Raw genomic sequence first — 25740 nt, 5'->3', positions numbered from 1 at the left:
TAAAAAAAGGCTCAGATTCTAAATCCAAGCCTTTATACTGTTACTTTAACTCTTCAGCAATCATTACTTTTTCATTAATGATATTGTTTTCTATTTTTTTAAATAGATCATTCGAAGCATTAAATGAAAAATAAAAATCAAATGAACCTCCTATAATACCCTTTTCTGGAATGTATACAAACCTATCAATTCCTCTGTAATAAGCCATAAAATCAGCCGTTCTCCAATTATCAAAAGTCCAAAATTGATATGCTTTATCTCTCTTAATCTCATATATTTTAGACATATAATTTCTTGCATAAATCATAAACGGAAAAGATACATCAGTACTTTTTATGGAGGGAGGAAAACCTTTATCTGGCTTGATTTTCCTATATATAGTCTCCATATCTTTCATTGTAACTAGTGGTTGATTAATGTTTATCGTTCCATAAGAAGGAATGAATGGAGAAGGAAAATTATTTATATAAAAAAATTCTACAAGAGTATTTTTTGAAGTATAATATTTACCATCTTTATTGATAAGTAGACTGTATGACATTGTCTTTTTATCTGAAGTATTATTGTTTTTTATCTTATTTATAAAATTCTTAGTTTGAGAACGTGTGAGAATTTTGTCTTTAATATTATTAACGCCTACAGCTGTCCAGTTTTCCTTACTCTTTAAATCTGGAAGAACTGATATTAAAAACAAAGACTCACTGTCTATAAATACATTATATAGTTCCACATTTTTATCAATTCCATATAAGTCTTTTGTATTCAGATTAAATGCATTTACTTTTAGTATTTCTCCTTTATATAAATTTATTAGGCTATCTAAAGAAATTATATTTTGATCTTTTTTTTGAGAATACAAAAGCTGTGTAATAAATAACAGTAAAATAATAGAAATGTTACGGATAAATCTTTTCATAAGGTAAATTTTATTTTGAACATTTTTTTCCCATAGCTGCGGTAGATCCTTCTGCCTCGTGTGAATCTATACTATTATATCCAGGAGGTAAAGAGTTAGGTGCTATTAACCCTCCCATAGCCAAAGCTTCCGCTCTGTTTGCAGGATAAGATGGATCAAAGTTAAGAACAGCTTGTTCAATTCCACTTATAAACGGACCCATCCTATTATGATTTTGATCAGGACCGATAAACAAAAATTTTTTAATTGTCGTTCCATCTCCAAGTTTAACATCATAACTTTCCATTTCAGGATATTTTATATTGAATTGAGATTCTCCCAATCGGTTAAGTTCATAATACAAATACCCATGAACTACTTCATGATATAATGTTGCAAGAAGGAAATTCTGAGTTGCATTAGATAGAGTTTCTTTATTTAGATAAACGTTACCATTAAAATTATTTGCATCTCCTATGAATCTAAATCCTCCTGAAGTCGTTTTCCCTAGAAATTCACTATTAGATGAAATAAAATTTATGTTCACCCTTTCGTTTGCACCAAAAGTTTCTTTTAAAAGTCTTGCCAGATCACCTCCAATTTTTTCATTAGTCAATTGTTGAGCTAATGCATAAGCACATGGAAAGTCTTTTAGTTGTTCATAATCTATTTTTTGTGGGGGCAGATTTGGAAAATACCCACCTCCGCCGCCACCTCCTCCACCTTCATCTGTAGGAGGAGGGCATTGACTTAAGCTATCACAAGACGATGCTCCTACTGGTTTTGATGGAGGGTCTTTAGGTTTGTTAGGTTTTCCTGGAACAACTACTTCTTCAATACTCCCACATTGTTGAACATCATCTCCACAACCTTCTACAGGATTTTCGGTTTCTCCTCCACCCCCTATTGCCATAGGTTTAATACTAGCATTTAAAGCTAAAGAACCTTTTCTCCTGTTATATCTATTAAAAGCTTCTTGAAACAAAGGAAGGAGTTGTTTGTAGTAATCACTGTCACTTTTAATCTCATCGAAGGCAATAAATGTTTCTTTTTCTTTAAGAGTACACATAATCAAGCCGATAACCTGATTATTTTCCACTCTTGGGAATATCATCCATTTCTCACCATTCTCTTCCTTCATAATATAGGATCGAACTTTAAACTCTACATAACTACCAGTATTTTGAAATAAAGGATTGACACTAGCATTAAGGTTAGCTTTTGTGGTATTGTTAATTCCTGAAATATTTGTACCATTTACATTATCATACCTCTTCATGAGGAATGCGAAACCGTCAGCATAATTCACTGATTTTCCAGACTTAGGAACAAAAACTGCAAAACGCTTGTCTTCTATTTGTTTTTGGGTAATAGCGCCATCTTCAGTACGACAAGATGATAATAAGGATAAAGCAAAGATTCCCCATAATGGAGCAAAGAGTATTTTTTTTCTCATACTTTTTGTGATTTTATGTTTTTTAATGGGTTAAATATATAATGAAAATTCATATTTACATTATGGTTTACCATAAATTGATATAAAATTAGTATTATATTCTTTTCATGATTAGTAAAAACCTACTGATGGCAGTTTAATACTATAGATGTAATAATTTTAATAAGGGTTGGAATTACAAATGAAAAAAGTATTAACTTTCAGAAATTAGCAAGTATTATTATGGAGTTTTCAAATAAAGAACTTATTTATCTGGGGATATTACCTGTATTTTTAATACTAGGACTGGTATTGTTTTTATATTCTTGTTGGCTTATTTTACGAGAAAAGAATGAGAGCAATAAACTTATGCTGTTTATTATTTCAATTCTAATTCCTATTGCAGGTCCGATATTTAGTATTTATACCCTTAAAAAGGCAAAATACCTTTAGTAGCTGCCCTAAATCATATTTAAAATCGATTTGGAGAGCATAACAACAGTACAGTTTCAGTCAGTATTGTTTTTATGGGAGCGATTTTAAGCCTCTAACACACCGCATTACATAAAAGAACTGTTAGAAAGTCATAGGAAGAATCTGGGTAAGAAGGCAAGTTAAATCAGTAAACTTTAAATATTTATTGATACTATAATAATTTAAAAATTTTTAAGTGTTAATATTATCTTACCTTACCTCCCCAGCAACTAAACTGTATTAATCACTAGTTAATGGTTTGCCGAGCTTGTTTCTAATGTCAATATATAATAAAGTACCTTCGTTTTCACCTACTTTTGTCTGAGATTCTTCTTTATTTGTAATTTGCCAAATTCCGTTATGTTTTGTCAGCTTATATTTATTAAAAGATCCGTTTTTAACTCTTAATATGTCTACATCAGCTTCATTATCTTTATAAGAGATGCTGTATAGAAACCAGAAATTATCTTTTTCACTTTTTAATAACTCGTCCTTTGTAAAATAGTTTTTCTCTTTGAAAATATGGTTTTTACTGAAGAAACTGCTATAATAAAACGGTTCAGGAAGTACATCTTTGGAAACTGTCTGGAGAATACTATCTAAATCATTGTTTTTTGATGAATGGCAACTAATAAACACAGTAGATACAAGGCAAATAAACAGTAAAATATACTTTTTCATAGGATTATTGCTTTTATTATGTATTACATAACAAGTTTATCTTCCTTAATATAGTATGTTATTAAATTTTCTTTATTATTTAGGTTCTTACTTACTGAAGATACTTTTTTGACCTTAAAGTTTTTACTGTTTAGAATTTCGATTTTTTGATCTTTCACATCATAAATCACCTGATCAGCTCCATTAAAACTTATAAATGGACTATCCAGTGACACATCGTTAGTAAATCTGGTTACTTGTAAAATTTTACTAGTTATTATATTTTTACTTTTAAATTTGAAACGATCATCAGTCTTTCCATCACTACTTGTTTGAGCGAATAGAGCGTGTGAGAATAACGAAAACCCTAATACTACAGAGAATTTAAATATTTTTTTCATATTTATGCTTTTGATATGATAAATATATAATAAAATTTAATATCAAAATATACCCATTATAATCATACCCCATGAGTGTATACCTTTAAATAGTATTATAGTGGGTACTCAATATACTTTTTCACATATTAGTGTTATATTTTCAGAACCTTTTTGATAATAATTTATATATTAGTATACATTCTTAAAAAGAATATAATAAAGGAAAAACCTTTCTCCATAAACTTATAATCAAACTAAAGTCTAAATATGAGACTAATTTTTATTTTATTTATTTTACTGAATCTGAATTTGTATGCTCAAAAGGAATCATATGAGAAAACAAATATTTACAAAACAAAATTTGATGATGTAATACCTGTTTTGAATGTAGCTACTTTTCATATGGGAGAGACTTCTGATGCAAACTCTACAGAGTTTGATGAAAATGACAAAAAAAATCAGCTTGAAATAAAAAAACTTGCAAAATTATTAGCAGAATTTAAGCCAACAATAATTGTTATAGAAAGTTTGCCTAAATATGACAGTATACGACAATCTTCATATTTAGACTATCTTCAAAACCCAAATAAAAAATTTAAAAACCCTGATGAACGTGAGCTTTTAGCATATGAAGTAGGACGATTAAGTGGTGCTAAAAAAATATATGGAATTGATTTTAAAGAAAGTTATAATTATAATATAAGTGTAAAAAACAGTATAGATAAAACAACTATAAATAAGTACTGGAAATTGAGCGATGAAAACGAAAATAAAAATCCAGAAAAAGGAATACCATTTTATGATTTATTCAGATTAAACAATCATCCCCAATATTTGGAGAGTTTAATTAATATGAATGCCGATTTATTAACTTATATTTCAAGTAAAGGAAATGCCGAAGGTGCTGATGAAGCTGGTAAATTTTACCATAGAAATTTAGTTATGTTTTCAAATCTAAATCAAATTCCAATAAATAAAAATGATAAGATATTCATCTTGATGGGGGGAACGCATACAGCATTCTTTATGGATTTTTTGAAAAGAAGCCCAAAATATAAAATTGAAAATGTATTCAAATATTTAAAATAAAATTCTAATCAGACCTTATTGAGTATTACATCTTAAATACTATTATAGTGGTTACTTTTCCACAGTATTGGCTTCTAAAATAAAAATTATAAGAGCCGCCAACTATTCCCTTTTCTGGAATATAGACAAATCTATCAATACCCCGTGATGATTATCTCCATGCATATTCCACCATGAACTAAGTACCCTAAACTGATATTAAAAAACAAAAAATCTTAAGTCCTCAAATTAAGAACTTAAAAAAACATAAGAGAGCGATACCCGAAGTATCACATTCCCAATAAAATTAATTGAATATGAAAATTTATCCGTAAAGTATTAGTTGAGTGTATAGTTGGAAATAACCAAGCTCAAAATAAAGTGAACATAATCTTCATCCACGGCTTTCCTGTTAATCAGCTTGTTTCTATATTCATATGAACCCAACGCTTTCACTAGTCTTTCATATGTAACCAATTCCTCTCCTTTTATCATAATTCGATTATTGCCATTTTTAGTTTTAATAATAGCATCATCCAATGTTCTTACTTTAAATAACACATGGTGAAATTTCAATTCAGAACGCATTGACCCAATATGTCTTTCAACAATATTAACTTTGAACGAATCAAACATAATATTGTTAAAAACAAGACTAGAACCTGATCCTTGTGCATTAAGTTCAAGTTTATAATTCATACATTTTATCTTTTTATTAATTTATGCAGAAGCCAAAATTACAATACTCTTCGTTGTTTTACATATTGCAATAGTTTTTTCTTTATTCTAAAGCAGCCTGTCTAAAACTAGTTTCAAGCAGGAATTCAGCTTCGCAGTAGTACCTTTATTTTATCTTCTCGATGCTTTTACACTCAATAAATATATTTCAGGAACAAAGGAATAAAATTACACATAATACTACATTTATGAAGAATTTTTGCTACATATTTTCAAATTTTAAAATATATCAAAGTTTAATTACAAAAGATCAGGTAGTTTTTTTATAGATTAAATATTCCATTGTATGATATAGACTATTGACTTTGTGCCATATATCATAACTGTAATCAATTTCAGAAAACTAATATATGCTAAAAATGCCCTTGGATTTATAATTCTAATTCACCAATTCTTCAATGATAATAAGTAACAGAAATTTGTATTTTTAACTCATCTTTAAGAGCGAAAAGAAATAGTAAACAGAAATGGCTTCAGTGACAAAAATTAAAACTTATCATTTTCTTCCATGCAAGTATGGTCAGGAGCTGCTGTTGGATATCGGACGCATTGAGACCTTGAATAATTATGTTTTAGATAATACGTTGCACCAACTTAGTTTTTACGAAGTAATTTTTATCGAAGAAGGAAGCGGAACTTTTACATTGGACGAAAATAAGGTACTGATAGCTCCGCAAACTATTATCTTTACAAGTCCCGGACAAGTACGTTGCTGGGAAATTGAAGAAAAGGTTAAGGGTTATACTCTATTCTTTGACAAAGACTTTCTTCATCTTTTTTTCTCGGACGAATTATTTCTGTATCGGTTTCAATACTTTCATCAATATTCACATCCCACCGCAATCCGGATACCGGATGAATCATTTGAAAAATGTCTGGAACTGGTACATGGAATAGAGCAGGAATTCGGACAGCTTCAGAATGACAGCAATCATTTGATCAGATCGCTTTTATATCAATTACTTGTAATTCTCAATCGATATTACGCCTGTATTCACAATGTTCAGAGAGACACCTATATTCATTCAGATTTTTACAGATTCCGGTCTTTACTGGAGAAGAAATTCGTAGATGACCGAAGTGTTGATGCCTATTCAAAAATGCTCAATATCAGTACAGGATTTCTTAATAAAATCTGCAGACAATTTAGTGGATTATCCACTCAACAAATGATCCATTACAAGCTGATTTCAGAAATAAAGAAACAGCTTTATCAAAACAAATCAGCAAAAGAAATTGCCTATGAATTTGGTTTTTCAGATCCGTCTAACTTTAATCGTTTCTTCAAAAAATTCACAGGTATTACCCCACAACAATACCGAAAGAAAATATAAATGACCTTTTTAAAGGTAAAATGACCTTTTTATAAGTTAAGACTGTTCCTAATTTTACAAAAAAATGGAATATGAAAAAATACGCATTTAGTTTTCTATTATTTGTAATGAGCATAGCCTTAGTACACGCAGAACAATTATATGTTAATCCCAAGACTGGTAATGACGGTAATTCCGGGACGAAGTCACAACCGCTAAAAACCATTATGGAGGCTTCAAAACGTGTAAACTTAAACAAAAAGCTCGAAGCAACTACAATCTTTCTTTCAGAAGGAATACACTTATTAACTCAAACCGTTGTATTCAACAATGACAAATATACCCAGACAAACCGCCTTGTCATTCGTGCGGATATTATGCCTGACGATTCCGATTGGACTCCTCAAAAAATGCCGGTTGTAGTAACTGCTATACCACTTGAACCAGGTATTGGCGGAGAAGAAGCGAAGGGTATACAACCAGAAGTGAGTCATGTTACCATTGAAGGCTTACGCTTTACCGGCAGTCCGGATTACTCTTATATAGATGGTGCAAACCTACGTCGTTCTTATCCTATCTGGCGGGAAGGAAAAAACCTGGATGATCTGCTCGTGACACAATGCTTGTTTGCCGGGAATACTGATGTACTACCACTGCATGTAGGGGTTATAGCCAATGGCTACGGTCTGGTAATCGATCATTGCGTTTTCTTTAACTGTAAAATTCCGGTTGTTTTCTGGAAAAATAATGGCGGAACCGGTAGCCGCAGCGCTATGCGTTATTCGTTGGTATATGGTGGTTATTTTTGTGGCGTTTGGACTACACAAGGTACCAGTGGAGACGATTTTGATTTCCATAATAATATCATAGCAAGTACCAGTACAATATGGATCCGGGAGAAAGGAAGCAAAAACCGATATAAAGCTTCTGATTGTATTTTTACTGACTACAACAAGCTGGCAGGATATGGAAGCGGCCCATTAAGCGATAGTGATGCAACTGCAACAGATTTTCTGGAAATGAAAAATGTACAAACCACCGGAACTATAAAAATTGAAAAAGATCAAAGTAAGCGCAATTACCTGCAATTAGCAGAAGGTTCAGTTGGCTCAAATTTAATGGCGGGACTTTTTAAAAAGAATCAATAACCAATGAAATTTAATAAAAAGATCTTAGCATTTTTTCATAAAACATTTATAGCATTATATGTGATATGCGATTAACTTTGTGCTATGGCTAAAATAAAGAGAATAACTCCTACAGATTTCAGAGGGCAGTATATGCCGGAGATATCCTCTGACTTTGCAATTTTAAAAACCCCTATTCAGGTACATGATATAGCCAAAACATCGGGTTTCATTAAAGTTCCCACGCCATTGCACAGACCCGAATTCAATTTCATCGTGCATATTACCAAAGGAAATGCAAAACAGCAGGTGGACGCTAATCTGGTTCCCATAAAGGAGGATGAAATCTTATTTGTACGGCAGGGAAACGTGACTTCGCTGGTAGAGGTAAGTCCTGATGCTGCCGGACACATGATCTTATTCGAGGATCAGACACTAAACCAACTCTTGTCCAAACAAGAATTGATTAAACTTTTCTCTGCGAATGTGGTTATTCATCTGCCGAAGGAAAGCAGTATATGGCTCAACTCTTTATTCGAATTATTAACTACCGAGATTTATCAACCAGATCCAAATCTCGGTATCTGCTATTCTCTTTTCCAGGCAGGTCTCCAGAAAATCTTTACCTCAGCTAAAGAGCTTAATAAAAATATGAACCGAAGTGCCGAGATCACCTTTAGTTTCAAAGAACTGGTTTATAAAAATTATTTGGAACATAAATCGGTTCTTTTTTATGCCGATGCTTTATCTGTTTCTGAAAATTACCTTCACCGGTGTATAAAAGAAACTATTGGCGAGAGGCCAAAAGAATGGATCAATAAAGTAAATATCCTGCAAAGCCAGTTGCTTTTGCAGGATCTTACCAAAAGTATTTCAGAAATTGCTTTTGAACTTAATTATGGTGACCCAAGCTATTTTGGACGCCTCTTTAAAAAAATAACCGGAGTAACACCGTCAGAATACCGAACATCTTTTATGCAAGATTTGTCCGGGTAAAGCGTGGTTTAGTTTTAAAGCCGCCTTTGTTTTCAGTCCATCTTTGTATCATTAAATACAGAGAAAATGAAAACATTATTAATTCTTAAAAATGGAGATTATAAAGCTCCTCTTTATGGCAAACAAAGTGCAACACCTAAGTGGTTATATTTTTGTTTAGCCGTTCTTTTCACCTTTTTCTTTTCGGGTAAAATTCATGCTCAGATTATTCAGGATATTGGCGGAATATCTGTCACTAGCCATAGCAAAGCAACATTCAAAGACTTACCAACTGAAAGTCCAGATCCGGAAAATAAATTCCGATTGAATACCTATGATGCATGGATACCAATCCCTCACGTTAAAATTGGAAAGACCAGTATTTTCGGGAATCTGAATTACCGACTAATGGATTTTAATTATGACAATAATAGTATAGAGGATCCTAACCGACTGAAAAGAATTCAGGAAATAAAACCCACAATAATTATCCGACATCCGATCTCAGAAAAATGGTCTGTTCTGGCAATCGCTATGCCTGCACTTGCGGGAGAAAAGTCCGTATCTTTTGACAATCTGGTTCTCGACGGAATTCTCGGTGTATCAAAGAAATTTGGTCCCGAATCAAATTTCGAAATAGGCGTTGGCGTTCATGCTCTTCATTCTTTCGGAGAAACTTTAATTACTCCCGGAATATCAATTGACTACAAGAGCACAAACAATAAATGGCTGGCTCAGTTTTACTGGCCAAGACTAAATGTGCTCTATAATATAAGTCAGAATACCCAGATTGGTCTCGCCGGTTCAATAGACTGGGCAAGGTTTAAACTGAAAAGCTTTCGTGGCTACAATGGCAAAGAGGCCGACTATGCTCAGTTCTCTACCATTCATGGTGGACTACAGCTAAACCAGCGTATTGCAGGCGGAATATGGTTACAGGTACAGGGAGGTGCAGGACTTTTTAACAGCTATGAGTTATTTGACATAAATCAGAAAACCGTAAACAATTTTTCAGTTTCTAATATGGCTTACGGAAAAGTAACACTCACCTATCGTATTGGGAAGAAATAATTAATCAACGGAAAAGTAACATGAATATCATGAAAGAGAAAAACCATACTTCCTCAGATTTCAGTATGCAATCCATGATTGCCACAGCCTTGCCTTCTTATATATTTCCTGCTCTGATGTCTTTTTTATCTGGCTACTTTCTTCAGAAAACAGAACTGATGACTGCAAGCTACAGCACGATAGGTTTATCATCTTTGATATCAACAATATTAAGCTGTATCATACTTAGGCAGCTAAGTTCAAAACGAATTTTAGTACGAAATAAATCGATAAGATCTTTATTAATCATACTATTAATGATGGCTTTGGGATTAGCTTTTACCTTCGTCACCAATCTCCCGTCAGAACGATTCAATATCACTTTCTCAGCTTTTCTGGGTGCAGCGATAATAACAGTTCGCCAACAAATAAAAGATTATAGATATGAAAAAAATTAAACCAGTTATCGTTGTTTTTGGCTGTACAGGTACCGTCGGAAGAGAAGTAATGCAGCAACTAAAATACCATGACTGTATTATACGGGGAGTTCTTAGGAATCCTGAACGCCCTTATCCTGTACCTATAAGCTCATCACTGTCAAATATAACCTATGTAAGCGCCAGTCTTAATTCTATAAAACAACTTAAAGAAGCATGCTCCGGGGCTGATGCTCTATTTCTGCTCACAGCTACATCTCCGGATCAGGTTGAATATGAAATTAATATAATCAATGCTGCCAGACAAAGCGGTGTAAAAAGAATTATTAAACTTTCTGCGCCTGTAATTCAGCCTTCAGCCGTTGTAAAAGTCAGTGAGTGGCATAATACAATAGATAATTATCTTATAAAAAATATAAATGAATTCTGCTGTCTGAGACCTCATTCATTTATGCAAAACTGGGAGCGGAACACATTTACTATTCAGAATTTCGGTAAGATTTACGGAGCTTCAGGTAATGCCAAAAGAAATTACATTGACTGCCGTGATGTAGCAGCTGTAGCCATAAATTATCTACTAACAACAGAGGAAGTAAAACAGCATTCTGTTATTCTGGCAGGTCCACAAGCCATTACAAATATAGAAATGGCAGAAAAGCTTTCTTATGTAACCGGCCGCAAAATAGAATATATAGATATTACACAGGAAGAGCTGTTCAGTCAGCTAACAAAGAAAGCAAAGCTACCGGAATGGCTGGCCTCTCATATCGTAGAGCTCGATGACCTGGCGATTAAAGTTCCGGAACCGGAAAGCGATACTATTACAAACTTAATCTTAAGAAAGCCCCGTATTATGGATGAATACTTACAGGAATCCCGGCATCTTTTTAAAAGAAAGCCGCTATGGAAATTATTGTTTTAGATTCTTATATAGTGAAACTCACCCCTATCCACTTTCCATAAATACAATGAAAAATATTTTACCTCTATGGTATTTATATAGAAATATAGAAAAATTCTCAGATAATTATCAATCCTAAATTTAACATAACAATCTATAATACATTCACATTATATTTAAAATTTATTATAACTAGATTGTAGAAACTTAAAATTATCTACAGCAACATTTTACCTTTCAAATACTTTATAAAAAACAGATAATATATCTTCTATCAAGAAAAAAACTTATATAAAACTTACATTTTAATATTTCAACATAAATAAAATATTAAAATTAATAAAAATACAGATTTATATTTAAATAAGTAATTTTATACATTAAATACAGACATATAAGTTAATATATTACAATAAACAAACCATAGAAGACACAATGATTACATATTAAATAATTTACTTATCATCAATAAAAATGAAAAAATAAATACCAATTAAAACAAATTAAGTATTTAAAATATAAAATATAAATATTTTATTAAAAAAAACAAAATTTAACCCAACATACTTAAACAAATTAATTTAATAAAAAAAATAAAACGACAACACAATCCTCTAACTATTAGCTAAACATAAATACAATATATATAATTAAATAATAATCAATAATTTACATTTAAAATCCTATAAATAAAATCAAATCAAAACAATTTTTAAATCAATATTTAATGTTTTTAATTTTAATTACATTATATTTTTTTGATAAAAATTTTAATTAAGTAAAATATAAATAATAAACCAAAAACAATATATACATAAATACAAATCAATACTTATTAAGATATCATATATTACACTAAATTATTATCAATTATTATTTTCAATTTAATAAATTATTAACATATTTGCAATTAGTTAAAATGTTGTTAATATGAAAAAACTTTACATTCTAAGTGCCAGCACAATCTTTTTCTTAGGAATCGGAGTGCAAGCACAAAAAAAGAAGTCGGACACGACTAAAACAAAAGACATTGATGAAGTAGTAGTACTGGGCTACAATAGAAAGTCCACTAAAACAAAAGATGTATCAGCAACCACAATGGTTACATCAGAAACATTAGCCAACAGGCCAAACGCATCTTTTCTAAACTCATTACAGGGGGCTGCTCCCGGTTTATCGATTAATTCCAATTCAGGATCTCCCGGTTCCGGAAAGATTGACATGGTAATCCGAGGCGTTTCATCTATTAATGCAAGTACTGATCCTCTAATTGTTATCGACGGAATTATATCCAATGCAAATCAATTTCGAAACATTAATGCTGAGGATATAGCATCTGTTTCAGTACTAAAAGATGCTGCTGCTACTTCCATTTATGGTAACAGAGGCGCTAATGGTGTTTTAATGGTTACAACAAAAACCGGAAAATTCAGATCTTCTTTTGCCCTTTCTTATTCAGGAAACACAGGTGTTAGCTTTGGGTTAAATAACAAATATAACATGTCAACATCACCTGAGCTTTTAACCATCCAGAAAAGACTGGGAATAGCCTCAGCTCTAAAACTTACTGATGAACAAATAGCCAGCACCCCTACAACAGAATGGGAAAAAGTTTTCTTTAAACCATCCATGACCCAAAGTCATAATATTTCTGCAACCTTTGGATCAGAAACCGTAAACTCCTATACCTCATTAGGTTATTTTGAACAAGGCGGAATGGTTCCAGGCACTCAATTTCAAAGATTCTCATTGAGAAACAATATCAATGGAAAAACAAAAAATGAGAGATTCACTTTTTCCAGCAATATAGGCATATCATATTCCAAAAGAAGACAGTTATCTCAGGAAGACAATTCTAATCTTGATAACCAAACCTTACAAAACCCATTATTAGGTGCCACAATGGGAAACCCTACATTAAAGCCTGGTCAGTTCGTCAACGGATATGATCTTTACAATGCAATAGGAAGAAATTATGCTAATGGTAACAATATTTATGTTTTAGAAAATACATTAAACCAAAATAACATAGGCAACAGAATTAATGACTTAAATATATTTGCAAGCATTACTGGAACATTAAAACTAACAGATAATTGGACCGTAACAAATAAATCCGGAATAGACTTTAAACAAACCAATGGTTTAAGCTACTCCGCTCCCTGGTCGTTTATCGGTGGGGTTATCACATCTGTTTCCTCGGCAACAACCATAACTCCAAATCCATATGGAGGGAGTGAATCCATTACCAACGGGTTTGACTTAGGATTCAACTCAGTAACAAGCACAAATTACAAATTGCAACTAGGCGAAAAACATACATTCAATTTTGGTTTATACTTAGACTACTTAAAGGATCACTACAATTATTCTTCACGTACACAAAATGGACTTGATCCTAAAGTATGGCAACCAGGAAATGGAAGAGGCTATATTGCAGTGAGCAATATTACAGGCGACCAATTAAGATACGTACCATCCGTATCCGCTAATAAAATTACAGCAGGAACACTCTCATATTTTGGAACATTAGATTATGATTATGCTGACAAATATGGATTTAGTGGAGTATTAAGAAGAGATGGCTCTTATAGATTCGTCGGAGATAATAAATGGGGCACCTTTTGGTCAGTTGCCGGAAGGTGGAACATTAATAAGGAGTCCTTTATGAAAGACATGGACATCCAATTATTGAAACTTAGAGCTTCTTATGGAACCATGGGAAATCAAAATATTGTATCTCCAGCAGCAGGAAGCAATGCTCTACTGGCCTCTCCAGCTCTTGCAAGAGATTTAGTTGTATCAAACACGGGGTACAATAATGTCCCAGGATACAATTATACAATAGGTAATCCAACCTTAATGTGGGAGGAACTAAGTCAATTTAACGTGGGATTGGATTTCGCATTATTTAAAAATAAATTAGAAGGTAATTTCGACTACTACGAGAAAAAGACAGACAAGATGTACCTAAGTAGAAGAGCATCCGCTGTAAATGGCTTTTATACCTATAATGGAAATGAAGGAGGTATGAAAAATTCAGGATTTGAATTATTATTAAGATATAATGTCATAAGAAAAAAAGATGTTTCATTATCAGTTTGGGCTAATGGAAGCTATAATAAGAACAGATTACTAAGTATTGTATCTCCTGTTACTACCGGAAGCCGTGTTAGAATGGTTGGAAGAACCATATATGAATGGAACATGGTTCCTTATCTAGGTGTTAACCCGGAAAATGGAAAAATGCAATATTTAGATATCAATGGCAATATTACAGAAACTCCTACAGAAAACGACAGAAGATTAACAGGCAAAAGTATACTTCCTAAATACCAGGGAGGATTTGGATTAAGTGCAGAATATAAGGGCTTTTTTCTAGATGCTACTTTTACTTTTCAGGCAGGCATTTGGAAATATGACAATATGCTTTCTTGGATGACACTACCAAGTTACGCAGCCGCAGGCCATAATGTCTCCAGTGATCTTTTAAGAGCCTGGACTCCGGACAATCGCAATACAGATATGCCAGCACTTAATACGCTCGACTACGGTTCATTATCCGACAGATTACTTTATGATTCTTCTTTTATTAAGTTCAGAAATCTACAAATAGGCTATTCAATCCCTAGAGGAATGCTGAAAGACGGATTTGTTAAATCTTTAAAAGTATTTATACAAGGGGAAAATCTTGCCGTATGGAGCAAATGGAGAGGTTGGGATCCAGAAGGAATTACAGCGTCTGCACTTAGCATTTACCCAAATCCAAGAACTTTTACAATTGGTACTAACATTGAATTTTAAATCAGAATAATTATGAAACGCATAATAATAAATATAGGGTTACTTACAAGTTTATTAATTATAAATACATCATGTCGAGATGCTATAGACATTATACAGGAAGGAGAATTAAATATCGATAATGGAATGACAACTATAAACGATATGGATATGTTTTTACAAGGGAGTGTATATAACTCTTTAAATAACAGCAATCAAATCTCATTCACGTCACAATTCACAGACGAAGTAGGGATAGGCCCTTCTAATTCCAACATATCAAGCGCTGGCACACATCAATTCTACATTGAAACGTCTAATGCTTTTGCTTCATCCATATGGCAAAATGATTATCTTGTAATAAACAGAGTAAATCGTTTACTTGAAGGAGCAAAAAAAATCACTCCAGCAACAACAGAAGTTGGCAAATACAACTCAATTTTAGGAGAAGCCAGAGCAGCCAGAGCCTTAGCATATCTTGACCTATTCTCTTATTTTTCACCAAACATGAAAGATCCGAATGCTTTAGGGGTAATTATTGTAAATGGTATACCTACCTTAAATGACAAACCACAGAGAAGTAATAATAGTGAAGTATATAAAGCTATTGAAGATGATCTAAATTTTGCTGAACAAAACATAAATCAAAATGCATCAAACTACCTATACTTTACAATTAATGCTATTAATGCAATAAGAGCAAGATATTACACTTATAAAGGTGATTATACAAATGCTAAGATTTACGCACAAAAAGTAATATCACAATCTGGCTTAACACTAACACCTGCAACACCTGCCCCTGCAGGAACAGCGGGCTCTACAGCATGGTGGACTTCATTAAACGCATATGGCTCTTCAAACCCGTATGTCAAAATGCTACAAGATGGAGCGAGAGGTGAAGTTATTTTTGGATTTAGCAGACCTTTGACTGGTTCCAGTGAGAACATTGCAACATTATACACAACAAATACATCAACTTATACAGGTTCAGTAATTTGGGATATGGGCAGAAACCTATACAACATTCTTGCTAATTCTCCCGGGGATATCAGACGATATGCCTACTTGGATGTTTCCTCAAAAATTGACCCAAATTATTTAACCAGTGTAGATTATAAGACTTCTGACGGATTAGTCATTAAAAAATACCCAGGCAAATATACCGGTGCTTTACAACTTAAAAATGACATCAAGGTAATCAGACTCTCCGAAATGTATCTAATACTTGCAGAATGCGCTGCTTCTAATAATGACTTCCCAGGTGTAGCTATAAATTTAAAAGCTATCCGTGATGCCAGAAATTATCAAGGTCCAACTACTCTACCTACTTATTCGAATTCAACCCAGGCTTGGCAAGACATATTAAAAGAGAGACGGGTGGAGCTAGCCTTCGAAGGACACCGTTATATTGATTTACGGAGACTTGGAAAAACAGCAGGAGTATCTATTGACCGAAGCATTGTTGATGATATGTCTAAAACCTTACCTATAACATTATCAATTGATGATTATAGATTTACATTACCAATACCGAGAGATGAATTACAAGGAAACCCAACAATTCAACAAAATACTGGCTATGCAAATCAATAATATAATTCATATTTTATATTAATATTTCACTACCCCGAAACCCTAAAAAAAGATCCCGGATTAGACATCCGGGATTCTTTTCACAAAAAATCTATTCCAATGCTATTCAGTAAATCTCAATATACATTGTGCAATCTAATCACACAAAGAGATTTTACCCCTTGTATATTCCCGGTCTGTTTATTTCCATAAATGATTCAGGTTTTACAGGGGAATTAAATCCAAATTGCCGATACAGGTCATGAGCATCCAAAGTTGCCAGTAAAATTCTTCTTAAATTATCGGTCCATTCTAAATTCATCATGTGTTCCATAAGCTTTTTAGCAAGCCCTCTACCTCTATGGTTTTCCAGTATATAAACGTCCGCCAGATAAGCAAATGTAGTATAATCTGTAATGAGCCTTCCAAAGCCAACCTGAATATCACCATGAAAGACACCTGAACAGTAAGAATATTTTAAGGATTTTTTTACAGCTTCTAAAGAAATACCACTTGCCCAGTAGCTCTTATTACTCAAAAAATTATGAACAGCATTAATATCCATATTTTCGTATCCTGATTCTATTTTATAATCCATAACCGCATCCATACTATTTGTTATTATGTATTGTGATATACAAAGTAAAATATAATCTTCATGAAATTCCGGTCACACTTTTCATATTTCATTGAGATACAGATATACTGCAAAATATTATTCTATTTTTCAAAAAATATAAAATTCATATCTCTGTAATTTATAATTATTTTCAAAATCCAGGAATAAATAGCCTATTTCAGGCTATTTAGGAACAATATTTGCATACTTACGCCCTGATTTTCAATTCAGAATCAACTGTAAATTTTACTGAAAAATTTATGTTCTAAAAAATAGATTTAATTTTTAATAATCTATTCAAAAGATTCTCCGTTGTTGAAAATAAAACTTCGTATTTAAAGTAATAAATCAATTATAATTATGAGAAAAATATTTATCCCGTTAATGATATGTTTCGGAATGGCAGCTCAGGCTCAGGTTAGCATCGGAGTAAGAGTTAATGCCTTGTTCAACACCTCATCTTCCAACTGGAATGCTATCGGTACTACAGCAAAAAATGCCTTTACCAATCCAAAAGATGTAGCCGGTTTTAATATTGGACTTTCAACAAGATTCAAGCTGCCTGCTACTCCGATATTTTTAATGCCTGAGATCTACTATACAAACTTTAAAAGTAAGGTTACTTATGTAGACTATGATAACAGAGATATTTTTGAAATTTCGGCAAAGAGCCAAAGAATAGATATTCCGATACTGGCAGGTATTGACGTTATTGGACCTGTAAGTGTTTTCGCCGGACCGGTATTATCTACTAACCTGTCAAACAATAAAGAGTCGGGAAATTTTGAAGTCGACGGATCCGGGAAATTATCTGTAGGCTATCAATTCGGGGCAAATGTGAAAATCTCCAAGATCATTGTAAATGCCCGATATGAAGGTTCGTTTTCCAGAGATGAACGTAAATTCATCAATAAAACAAGCGGTAAAGCTATAAACTATGACAACAGACCTAGTATGCTTCTTCTTGGTTTAGGATATCAGTTTTAAGCCAACATATAGTAAGTTTATAAATAAAAAAACATCTTTATCCTGAATTCAGGGTAAAGATGTTTTTTCATTATATTCTGTATAAGAATTTAGTTTTGTAAGTCTAAAGCTTTTTTGCCTTTAATTCCTCCTGAATTTCTTTTAGCTTTTCAGCATGAAACTGCTCCTCACTGCGGTCAACAATTTCAAAATGTATAGTTGCCGCTCCATAGGTATTATACAAATCCTGGAGTTCTTTATTAGAATGAGCTCCCGCTTTTAGCATACGGATATGGTGTTTTATTTTTTGCCGGACAATAACCGATGCGTCTATAAATACATCTTTAGTTACCGAACAGTAAAAAATATAAATCCCCGAAACTAACTTCATACTGCAAGCTAAGCATAATTTAGCTTATATAAATTTCCGTCCATTGATACAGAAATAAAAAACCTTCACCGAAATGGTAAAGGTTCTTGTTTTATTAAAGTTGTTATTTACTTCTGTGTAAAAGTCTGATAATGGTCCTTTGTTATATAAACAAGCCCATCATTACTCATAATCAGCCTATCCGCATTTCTGTTTCCACAGTTGTAATTAAGATCTGCTTCATAGTAGGTTCTGCCCGTCTTTTTTGGCAAAAGCCCTTCTCTGTTCCCGAAGACATCTCCACCAATGGCTTTCCCCGGCAATACAGTACATAGATTTCCTTTTGAAGCTACCCAGCCTGCTTTCTGAGCTACGCTTTTGGTAACATAATAGTTAGGTAATTTTTTGTTATTTTTTACATAGTCTACAACAACATTCTCATTAGTAAGCTGATAAATATCAGAAGCTGCTGCAATCTGAGCTTTGGCTTCTGCACTTAATGCTACAGTTGAAGCATTTAAATCTGCCCTGCTGTCATCGTTACTACATCCCGTAAAAAATGTGAAAATTGCTAAAGTAGCAATGAATAAAAACTTTGCTTTCATAAAATTGTTTTGATGATTTACGCAAAGCTAATCTTATTCTACGGTTTGTAAGTTAATTGAATATTATATTTAAATATTCACCATTCGCGGATCTATAATATCCATTGTAAGCTGCTTTTGTTTCCAATGTTCAGCTCTGCTTGAATACAGAAAAAACTTTCCTAGTTTGTATTTAAATTTTAAATATCCTCTAAATTCTATTCCGTCAAAAACTCTGTACGGGGTCTCCGGATTTTCTTTTAGACTTGCTTCTATACCTTTTGTATAAGCCGTAGGTCCTGTTGTTTTATGAATGTCATTTGGATATCTGTGGTTCTCAATATTATCAACAATATGTTCTAATACTTTTGCCAGAAAAGGATGTCCTTTTTCATAGACCAGTGCCCACTGTACAAAAAACTGAGGATGACGCTCTCTGCTTAGTACAGCAACATCATCAGGTCTTATAAGCGCTTTAAAAGGCCTCGATACACTACTATCTACATCAAGATATACGCCTCCTTTTTTATAGAGAATAGCATAGCGAAAAAAATCTGCTTTCGCAGCACCGATTGTTAAACGTTTATAAGCTTCAAAATACCGTGGTGGAAATTCTTCCTGCAAAAATTTATCAATATCATCATCATCATACAAATGATATGAGTAATCAGGGTTTAGTCTTTTAATCTTCCAAATATGAAATCGCGTAAGCAGAGGAAGCTTCTTAGTTTTAAATGTCTGAAAGATATTTTTTTGTATAGACATGCTATTTAGGGTTTATTAATTTACTATTAGTTTTCTTTAAGTTTTCTTTAAGCTTAGATAAACTTTTGGAAAAGGGGTTAAAAGAAAAAAATAAGTTTAACATCTATTAACAAACAACTAAACAGATATAATTAACGGAAAACAGTCAAAATAAATAAAATTAATCTATTGAATATTCCAAGTGATATAAAATTACTTTTATATGTAAAATAATAATAAATCAATATATTGATAAATAAATAGTTTTATTACAACTAGTTATGAATAATTTCCAATAATAAAAGCAGTAAAAAAAATAAAGAAACATTAGTACATATTTATTTTTACTTTCATATAAACTTTTACCAGAATTTGATAAAATATACTGAAGCATTAAACTTAATTTTGAAGATAATTCTTATTAAATTAGATTAGCAATGAAAGCAATGCTCAGAAATACATCTCTTATTATTTTCAGTTCTGTTATACTATATGCATGCAACACTGATAAACCTAAGAATAACACTCAGACAATGTCAGACCAGATGACGGCAACTTCGTCCGATGGTAAATATGCTAAGGGAGATAAAGTACCAAATGAAACCGTATGTATGGTGAATGATGCTTATATGGGAAAGAAGCAAATAGAAGTACCCCATGACAGAAAAACCTATTATGGCTGTTGCGAAATGTGTGTGGAACGTATTCCGAAAGACAAAAGTGTAAGAGAAGCTACAGATCCATTCAGTGGAGAAAAAATAGATAAGGCAAATGCTTATATCGTGATGGTTGGTGATAATGGTGAAGTAGCCTATTTTAAAAACGAAGAGAATTACAAAAAATTCGTAGCTCAAAATTCTTAGAAGAAGCTTAGTCACTATTAAAGAATATAAAAAGCCGTATCAAAATTTTTGATACGGCTTTTTTATTGTAATTATTTGTATTTTTCAGAGTAGTATTTTTCTCCTTTTAGGCATCCCCTTCATGGATACCATAATATTTTTCACCTAGTTTTATCTTCTCCCGTCCATTTTCCATTCTCCATTTGTTGGTATCCCGTAAAGAATAAGCGCAGCCACAATATTCCTGCATATAAAATTGTTCCTGCTTACTAATTTCCAACATTCTTGCCGAACCACCTTTTTTTCTCCAGTTATAGGTCCAGTAAGTAATACCTTCATAATGCCCTGCCGCCCGTAGACCACAATCATTAATCTGTTCCATATTCTTCCATCTGGAGATTCCTAAAGAACTGGATATTATGTCAAATCCATTTTCATAAGCGTATAATGCCGTACGTTCAAAACGCATATCAAAACACATTGTACAGCGTACTCCTTTTTCAGGTTCCCATTCCATTCCTTTGGCCCGGGAAAACCAATTATCCACATCATAATCAGCATCTATAAAAGGAATATTATACTTTTCTGCAAAACGTATATTTTCTTCTTTCCGCAAGTCATATTCCTTTTTGGGATGGATATTTGGATTGTAAAAGAATATTGTAAACTCTATACCTGAAGATATTATTGCTTCCATCACCTCTCCTGAACATGGTGCACAACAAGAATGCAATAACAATTTCTTACCTCCTTCCGGCAGTAGCAACTTCTCTCTTATCAAACTCATATATTATATAATCTTTATTTTCCTTTAAAATCAGGACTACGTTTTTCTATAAAAGCTCCTATACCTTCATTATGATCCTCCGTATTGAAGAGTTCTCCAAACAGATAAGCTTCTTGTTTTAATCCTTCATCAAGATGTATTTCAATTCCAGTGTTGAGTGATTGTTTGGCTTTTGCTACTGCAACAGGGCCTCTGGCAGCAATAGTTGCAGCCAGCTTACAGGCTTCATCCAGTAGATCCTCCGGAGCAATTACACGATTGACAAAACCAAATTCTCTGCAGCTTTCAGCCGTATAAAACTCACCCGAAAAAACCATTTCTTTTGCTTTATACAATCCTATTGCTCTGGGCAAGCGCTGTGTCCCGCCAAAGCAGGGTAAAAGCCCCAATGTAACTTCCGGCAGACCAAATCGAGCTTTTTCACTTGCCAGAATAACATCACAGGCCAATGCAAGTTCACAACCTCCTCCTAAAGCAAAGCCGTTTACTGCAGCTATAACAGCAAATGGCAATGCTTCAATAGCATCGAATACCGCCTGGGCAGTAACTGAAAATCTCTCTGCTTCTTCCGGAGTCATTCCCTGCATTGCTTTTATATCCGCTCCGGCTACAAAAGCTTTATCACCTGCTCCGGTGATAATAAGAGCACGGACATCCTTCTTTGTTTTAATATAATCTGTAAATATATTCAGCTCTCTTAGAACATCTACATTTAGAGCATTCAAAGCCTGTGGACGATTTATTGTTAATATTCCGGTATAGCCGTCCTGTGTATAAATTAATGTTTCGAAATCCATAGTTGTTATTGTTTGTTGAGAAACTGAATAATACTGGAGAAATCTATCTTTCCGTTACCTGCATCGCTCCACATTCGGTACAAGTTTAGTGCTGTGCTTCCCAGCGGCGTAGCTGTTTTCGTTTCCAACCCTGCTGCCGATGCCAGGCCAAGATCTTTTGCCATAAGATCTACAGCAAAACCACCTACATAATCTTTTGATGCAGGTGCATTTTCCATTACTCCCGGATAAGGATTGTAGACTTCCAAAGACCAGTTCCCACCTGAACTCTTCTTCATAATCTCACTCAACACTCTAGGGTCCAGTCCTTGTCTTACTCCCAGGTTAATAGCTTCCGAAGTACCAATCATATGAACTGCCAGAAGCATATTATTACACATTTTAGCAACCTGTCCCGCTCCGGATTCTCCGGCATGGAAAATATTCTTCCCCATACATTCTAATATAGGCTTAGCTTTTTCAAAATCATACTGTGTTCCTCCAACAATAAAAGTTAATGTTCCGGCTTGTGCCCCGCTTGTTCCTCCGGAAACAGGTGCATCTATCATACTACAGCCTTTTAGCTGCACCTTATCTGCAACAGCTCTGGCAGTAACAGCATCAATTGTACTGCTGTCTATCAAAAGTGCATCTGATTTCAGATGAGTTATAAATTCATCAGAATACAAATCAGAAACATGTTTTCCGGAAGGCAGCATTGTAATAACGACATCTGCGCCTGCAATGGCTTCTAAAGAAGAATCAGCTACGTGGCCTCCCACATCCTTCAAATGATTCAAGGCATCTGCCGAAAGATCAAAACCTTTAACCTCATAGCCTTTTTTTATCAGGTTTGCAGCCATAGGGCCACCCATATTTCCTAATCCTATAAATGCAATTTTTTTCATGATGATTAATTAATTTATACTTAGATTCTTTAAAGGATGTTTTTCTTCGTTCCAGACAGGAGAAAAATAACTATCTACCCATTCTTCGGTAACCTCATCCTGTGTTGCCGGGATCCATTTTGGAGACTGATCTTTATCTACCAGTAAAGCACGCACACCTTCCGCAAAATCAGGATGTATACAGCATTGACATGATAGGTTGAGCTCTGAGCGAAATACATCCTCCAAACTTAGCTTAGCTCCCTGCTTCAGTTGTCTGAAAATAATACCAGCCGAACTCGGGGATCCTGACTTAAAGGTTTTGACCCCTGTATTTACCCATTCATCTTCTCCCTGCTGTGTTGTTAGAATATCAGCAAACTCTTTTAAGGTGTTTACTCCTTCAAACTTCCGGATGAACAACTCACGGGCAGCGGCTTTAGATTCTGGCATTCTGGTACGTGCTGAAAACTTTTCCAGCACCTCAGAAACTGCTTTATAGCGTCCACCACTCCAATCCGCCTGCTCCAGAGCTTTTACAAGATCTTCTTTTGAGGCAGACTCAATATAATAATCTGCCAACCCCAGAAATCTACAATCTGCCCCATCCAGTCTGGCTCCCGTTAAACCGGAATACAATCCATAAGCAGAAGGCATTCTGTTTAAAAACCAGGTTCCGCCGACGTCCGGATACAAACCTATTGTAATTTCAGGCATAGCCAGTTTGCTTTTCTCCGTAACAATACGGTGAGAAGCACCAACCATCAGGCCTATTCCACCTCCCATTACAATACCGCTTCCCCAAACAATTACAGGTTTAGGGTACGTATGAATAGCATAATCTACTTTATATTCTTTAGAGAAAAAATCAAGACATTCCTGTGGAACTTTCTTTGGATCAATCGCCCTTTGTTCAACAATCGCATCATGAAGTTTTCTCACATCGCCTCCGGCACAGAAAGCTTTCTCACCTGCTCCCTGTAAAAAGATACAGGCAATCTCATCGGACTCCGCCCATTCTTTTAGGACAGCACCGAGCTGTTCTATCATCGGAAGTGAAAGAGAGTTAAGGGTCTTTTCTGAATTAAGTGTAATAAACCCGACTTTATTTTTTATTTCTGTAAGTATTAAATCCATATTTTTAAGTGAAAATGAAGTGAATATAAAGTTAAGCTTTATCTGATCTGGAGCGTAGCTCCCTCCTCCAGTATTTTTCGGGAGATTACCAGTTTCATAATTTCATTTGTTCCCTCTACAACCTGATGCACTCTTGCATCGCGCATTAATCTTTCCACAGGAAAATCCTGCGTACAGCCATATCCGCCTAATATCTGTAAAGCTTCGTTACAAATATTAAAACACATATCGGTAGCCAGTCTTTTGGCCATTGCACAGTATGTTGTAGCATTTGGGTCATTAGAATCCAGCTTAAACGCTGCCAGGTGAATCATCTGCCGGGCTGCTACCAATTCTGTTACCATGTCGGCAATCTTAAATTGTAATGATTGAAACTGTGCTAAAGATTTCCCGAACTGTTGCCTCTCGTGCATATAGCGTTGTGCCTGATTAATGGCTCCCTGAGCAGCCCCTACAGAACATGTTCCAATATTGATGCGCCCGCCGTCCAGTCCTTTCAGAGCAATTTTAAAGCCTTCACCCAATGTTCCCAAAAGATAACTTTCATCTACTTCTACCTGATCCAGAAATACAAACCTTGTTGGCTGAGTATTCCATCCCAGTTTTTTTTCATTTTCGCCAAAGCTTATTCCCGGGCTTTTGGCAGAAACAACAAAAGCACTGATTCCTTTTGAAGAAGCATCTCCTGTACGCGCCATTACAATAAGTACATCACTTTCTCCGGCACCGGAAATAAATGCTTTTGTACCAGTTATCAGATATTTATCACCTTTCTTTACAGCCGTTGTTTTCAAGCTTGCAGCATCCGATCCGGATCCGGGCTCTGTAAGACAATATGATCCCAGGAGATCTCCTGTTGATAATTTTGGACACAATTCTTTCCGGATCTCATCTTTTCCGTATTTATCAATCATCCACGAAACCATATTATGAATGGTAATATAGGCAGTGGTAGACGGGCATGCTGCTGCCAGTTCTTCAAATATAATAACAGCATCCAGCCTCGAAAGACCTAAACCACCACTTTCCTCGCTTGTATAAATGCCACAAAACCCCAACTCTCCGGCTTTTAAAATAGCCTCTCTGGGAAATATTTTTTTAGCATCCCATTCCGAAGCATACGGCGCTAACTCTTTTTGGGCAAAACTCCTTGCCGCCTCCTGAAAGGCATACTGGTTTTCGTTTAAGTTAAACTGCATATCTTATTCGGTTGA

At 34.1% G+C, this 25740-nt stretch carries 25 protein-coding genes; 11 read left to right on the top strand and 14 right to left on the bottom strand.

Annotated elements, in window-relative coordinates; genetic code table 11:
• Nucleotides 1-40: 40 nt before the first annotated feature.
• From AYC65_RS02245 to AYC65_RS02225, 4 genes are all read right to left on the bottom strand, one after another.
• A complete protein-coding gene (locus AYC65_RS02245; protein ID WP_059333785.1) occupies nt 41-916 on the bottom strand; it encodes a hypothetical protein in 876 nt (291 codons plus the stop codon).
• A gap of 10 nt (nt 917-926) precedes the next feature.
• On the bottom strand, nt 927-2351 hold the full coding sequence (locus tag AYC65_RS21010; protein WP_236708670.1) for a hypothetical protein: 1425 nt from the start codon (nt 2349-2351) through the stop codon (nt 927-929).
• Between the two features lie 693 nt (nt 2352-3044).
• Nucleotides 3045-3485: a hypothetical protein gene (locus AYC65_RS02230; protein ID WP_131828177.1), complete on the bottom strand. Its 441-nt coding sequence runs from the start codon at nt 3483-3485 to the stop codon at nt 3045-3047.
• Nucleotides 3486-3508: 23 nt separating this feature from the next.
• A complete protein-coding gene (locus AYC65_RS02225) occupies nt 3509-3865 on the bottom strand; it encodes a hypothetical protein (RefSeq protein ID WP_034871382.1) in 357 nt (118 codons plus the stop codon).
• Nucleotides 3866-4114: 249 nt separating this feature from the next.
• Between AYC65_RS02225 and AYC65_RS02220 the strand changes: the two genes are divergently transcribed.
• On the top strand, nt 4115-4936 hold the full coding sequence (locus tag AYC65_RS02220; protein ID WP_059333784.1) for a DUF5694 domain-containing protein: 822 nt from the start codon (nt 4115-4117) through the stop codon (nt 4934-4936).
• A 318-nt stretch (nt 4937-5254) separates the two neighbouring features.
• Here AYC65_RS02220 and AYC65_RS02215 read toward each other — a convergent pair whose 3' ends face one another.
• Entirely contained in the window at nt 5255-5614 is a 360-nt protein-coding gene (locus AYC65_RS02215) for a hypothetical protein (protein ID WP_034871383.1), read from the bottom strand.
• Between the two features lie 506 nt (nt 5615-6120).
• On the opposite strand from AYC65_RS02215, the gene AYC65_RS02210 reads away from it, so the two are divergent.
• The 8 genes from AYC65_RS02210 to AYC65_RS02175 all read left to right on the top strand — a co-directional run bounded on the left by AYC65_RS02210 (nt 6121) and on the right by AYC65_RS02175 (nt 16835).
• Nucleotides 6121-6987: an AraC family transcriptional regulator gene (locus tag AYC65_RS02210; RefSeq protein WP_034871384.1), complete on the top strand. Its 867-nt coding sequence runs from the start codon at nt 6121-6123 to the stop codon at nt 6985-6987.
• A 71-nt stretch (nt 6988-7058) separates the two neighbouring features.
• The gene (locus AYC65_RS02205; protein ID WP_052114791.1) at nt 7059-8114 is read left to right on the top strand and encodes a hypothetical protein; all 1056 of its coding nucleotides are present in this window, start codon (nt 7059-7061) and stop codon (nt 8112-8114) included.
• Nucleotides 8115-8198: 84 nt separating this feature from the next.
• Entirely contained in the window at nt 8199-9089 is an 891-nt protein-coding gene (locus AYC65_RS02200) for a helix-turn-helix domain-containing protein (RefSeq protein ID WP_034871385.1), read from the top strand.
• Between the two features lie 66 nt (nt 9090-9155).
• Nucleotides 9156-10139, top strand: a complete 984-nt coding sequence (locus tag AYC65_RS02195; RefSeq protein WP_034871386.1) for a DUF6268 family outer membrane beta-barrel protein — start codon at nt 9156-9158, stop codon at nt 10137-10139.
• Nucleotides 10140-10168: 29 nt separating this feature from the next.
• Entirely contained in the window at nt 10169-10576 is a 408-nt protein-coding gene (locus AYC65_RS02190) for a rhomboid family intramembrane serine protease (protein ID WP_034871534.1), read from the top strand.
• A complete protein-coding gene (locus AYC65_RS02185; RefSeq protein WP_034871387.1) occupies nt 10563-11477 on the top strand; it encodes an NmrA family NAD(P)-binding protein in 915 nt (304 codons plus the stop codon). Before AYC65_RS02190 ends, AYC65_RS02185 begins: the two co-directional genes overlap by 14 nt.
• Nucleotides 11478-12386: 909 nt before the next feature.
• Nucleotides 12387-15260: a SusC/RagA family TonB-linked outer membrane protein gene (locus AYC65_RS02180; protein WP_034871439.1), complete on the top strand. Its 2874-nt coding sequence runs from the start codon at nt 12387-12389 to the stop codon at nt 15258-15260.
• A gap of 12 nt (nt 15261-15272) precedes the next feature.
• Nucleotides 15273-16835, top strand: coding sequence for a RagB/SusD family nutrient uptake outer membrane protein (locus AYC65_RS02175; protein ID WP_034871440.1), 1563 nt, complete (start codon nt 15273-15275; stop codon nt 16833-16835).
• Between the two features lie 154 nt (nt 16836-16989).
• Here the strand turns inward: AYC65_RS02175 and AYC65_RS02170 are convergent, their stop codons facing one another.
• A complete protein-coding gene (locus AYC65_RS02170) occupies nt 16990-17424 on the bottom strand; it encodes a GNAT family N-acetyltransferase (RefSeq protein ID WP_034871441.1) in 435 nt (144 codons plus the stop codon).
• 369 nt (nt 17425-17793) lie between these two features.
• On the opposite strand from AYC65_RS02170, the gene AYC65_RS02165 reads away from it, so the two are divergent.
• Complete coding sequence (locus tag AYC65_RS02165; RefSeq protein WP_034871442.1) at nt 17794-18420, top strand: outer membrane beta-barrel protein; 627 nt, start codon at nt 17794-17796, stop codon at nt 18418-18420.
• A gap of 103 nt (nt 18421-18523) precedes the next feature.
• On the opposite strand, the gene AYC65_RS02160 is transcribed toward AYC65_RS02165, so the two are convergent.
• From AYC65_RS02160 to AYC65_RS02150, 3 genes are all read right to left on the bottom strand, one after another.
• Nucleotides 18524-18790 (bottom strand): GIY-YIG nuclease family protein, encoded by a 267-nt coding sequence (locus tag AYC65_RS02160; protein WP_034871443.1) that lies wholly within the window; start codon nt 18788-18790, stop codon nt 18524-18526.
• Nucleotides 18791-18897: 107 nt separating this feature from the next.
• Nucleotides 18898-19374, bottom strand: coding sequence for a ribonuclease domain-containing protein (locus tag AYC65_RS02155; protein WP_034871444.1), 477 nt, complete (start codon nt 19372-19374; stop codon nt 18898-18900).
• A gap of 69 nt (nt 19375-19443) precedes the next feature.
• Nucleotides 19444-20118, bottom strand: a complete 675-nt coding sequence (locus tag AYC65_RS02150) for a glycosyltransferase family 32 protein (RefSeq protein ID WP_034871445.1) — start codon at nt 20116-20118, stop codon at nt 19444-19446.
• A 416-nt stretch (nt 20119-20534) separates the two neighbouring features.
• On the opposite strand from AYC65_RS02150, the gene AYC65_RS02145 reads away from it, so the two are divergent.
• Nucleotides 20535-20960 carry a hypothetical protein gene (locus tag AYC65_RS02145; RefSeq protein ID WP_034871446.1) on the top strand — a complete coding sequence of 142 codons (426 nt, stop codon included), beginning with the start codon at nt 20535-20537 and terminating at the stop codon, nt 20958-20960.
• 106 nt (nt 20961-21066) lie between these two features.
• On the opposite strand, the gene AYC65_RS02140 is transcribed toward AYC65_RS02145, so the two are convergent.
• Genes AYC65_RS02140 through AYC65_RS02120 form a run of 5 tightly spaced genes read right to left on the bottom strand, consistent with a single transcriptional unit; the run spans nt 21067 to nt 25725 of the window.
• Nucleotides 21067-21726 carry an epoxyqueuosine reductase QueH gene (locus tag AYC65_RS02140; RefSeq protein WP_034871447.1) on the bottom strand — a complete coding sequence of 220 codons (660 nt, stop codon included), beginning with the start codon at nt 21724-21726 and terminating at the stop codon, nt 21067-21069.
• Nucleotides 21727-21740: 14 nt separating this feature from the next.
• Nucleotides 21741-22523, bottom strand: a complete 783-nt coding sequence (locus tag AYC65_RS02135) for an enoyl-CoA hydratase-related protein (protein ID WP_034871448.1) — start codon at nt 22521-22523, stop codon at nt 21741-21743.
• 5 nt (nt 22524-22528) lie between these two features.
• Nucleotides 22529-23410, bottom strand: coding sequence for a 3-hydroxyisobutyrate dehydrogenase (gene mmsB, locus AYC65_RS02130; RefSeq protein WP_034871449.1), 882 nt, complete (start codon nt 23408-23410; stop codon nt 22529-22531).
• 9 nt (nt 23411-23419) lie between these two features.
• Nucleotides 23420-24526 carry an enoyl-CoA hydratase/isomerase family protein gene (locus AYC65_RS02125; protein ID WP_034871450.1) on the bottom strand — a complete coding sequence of 369 codons (1107 nt, stop codon included), beginning with the start codon at nt 24524-24526 and terminating at the stop codon, nt 23420-23422.
• A 38-nt stretch (nt 24527-24564) separates the two neighbouring features.
• On the bottom strand, nt 24565-25725 hold the full coding sequence (locus AYC65_RS02120) for an acyl-CoA dehydrogenase family protein (RefSeq protein WP_034871451.1): 1161 nt from the start codon (nt 25723-25725) through the stop codon (nt 24565-24567).
• Nucleotides 25726-25740: the final 15 nt, after the last annotated feature.

It is taken from the genome of Elizabethkingia bruuniana, from assembly GCF_002024805.1.
Classification (GTDB): Bacteria; Bacteroidota; Bacteroidia; order Flavobacteriales; family Weeksellaceae; genus Elizabethkingia; species Elizabethkingia bruuniana.
This window is presented reverse-complemented; position numbering and strand designations above follow the sequence as displayed.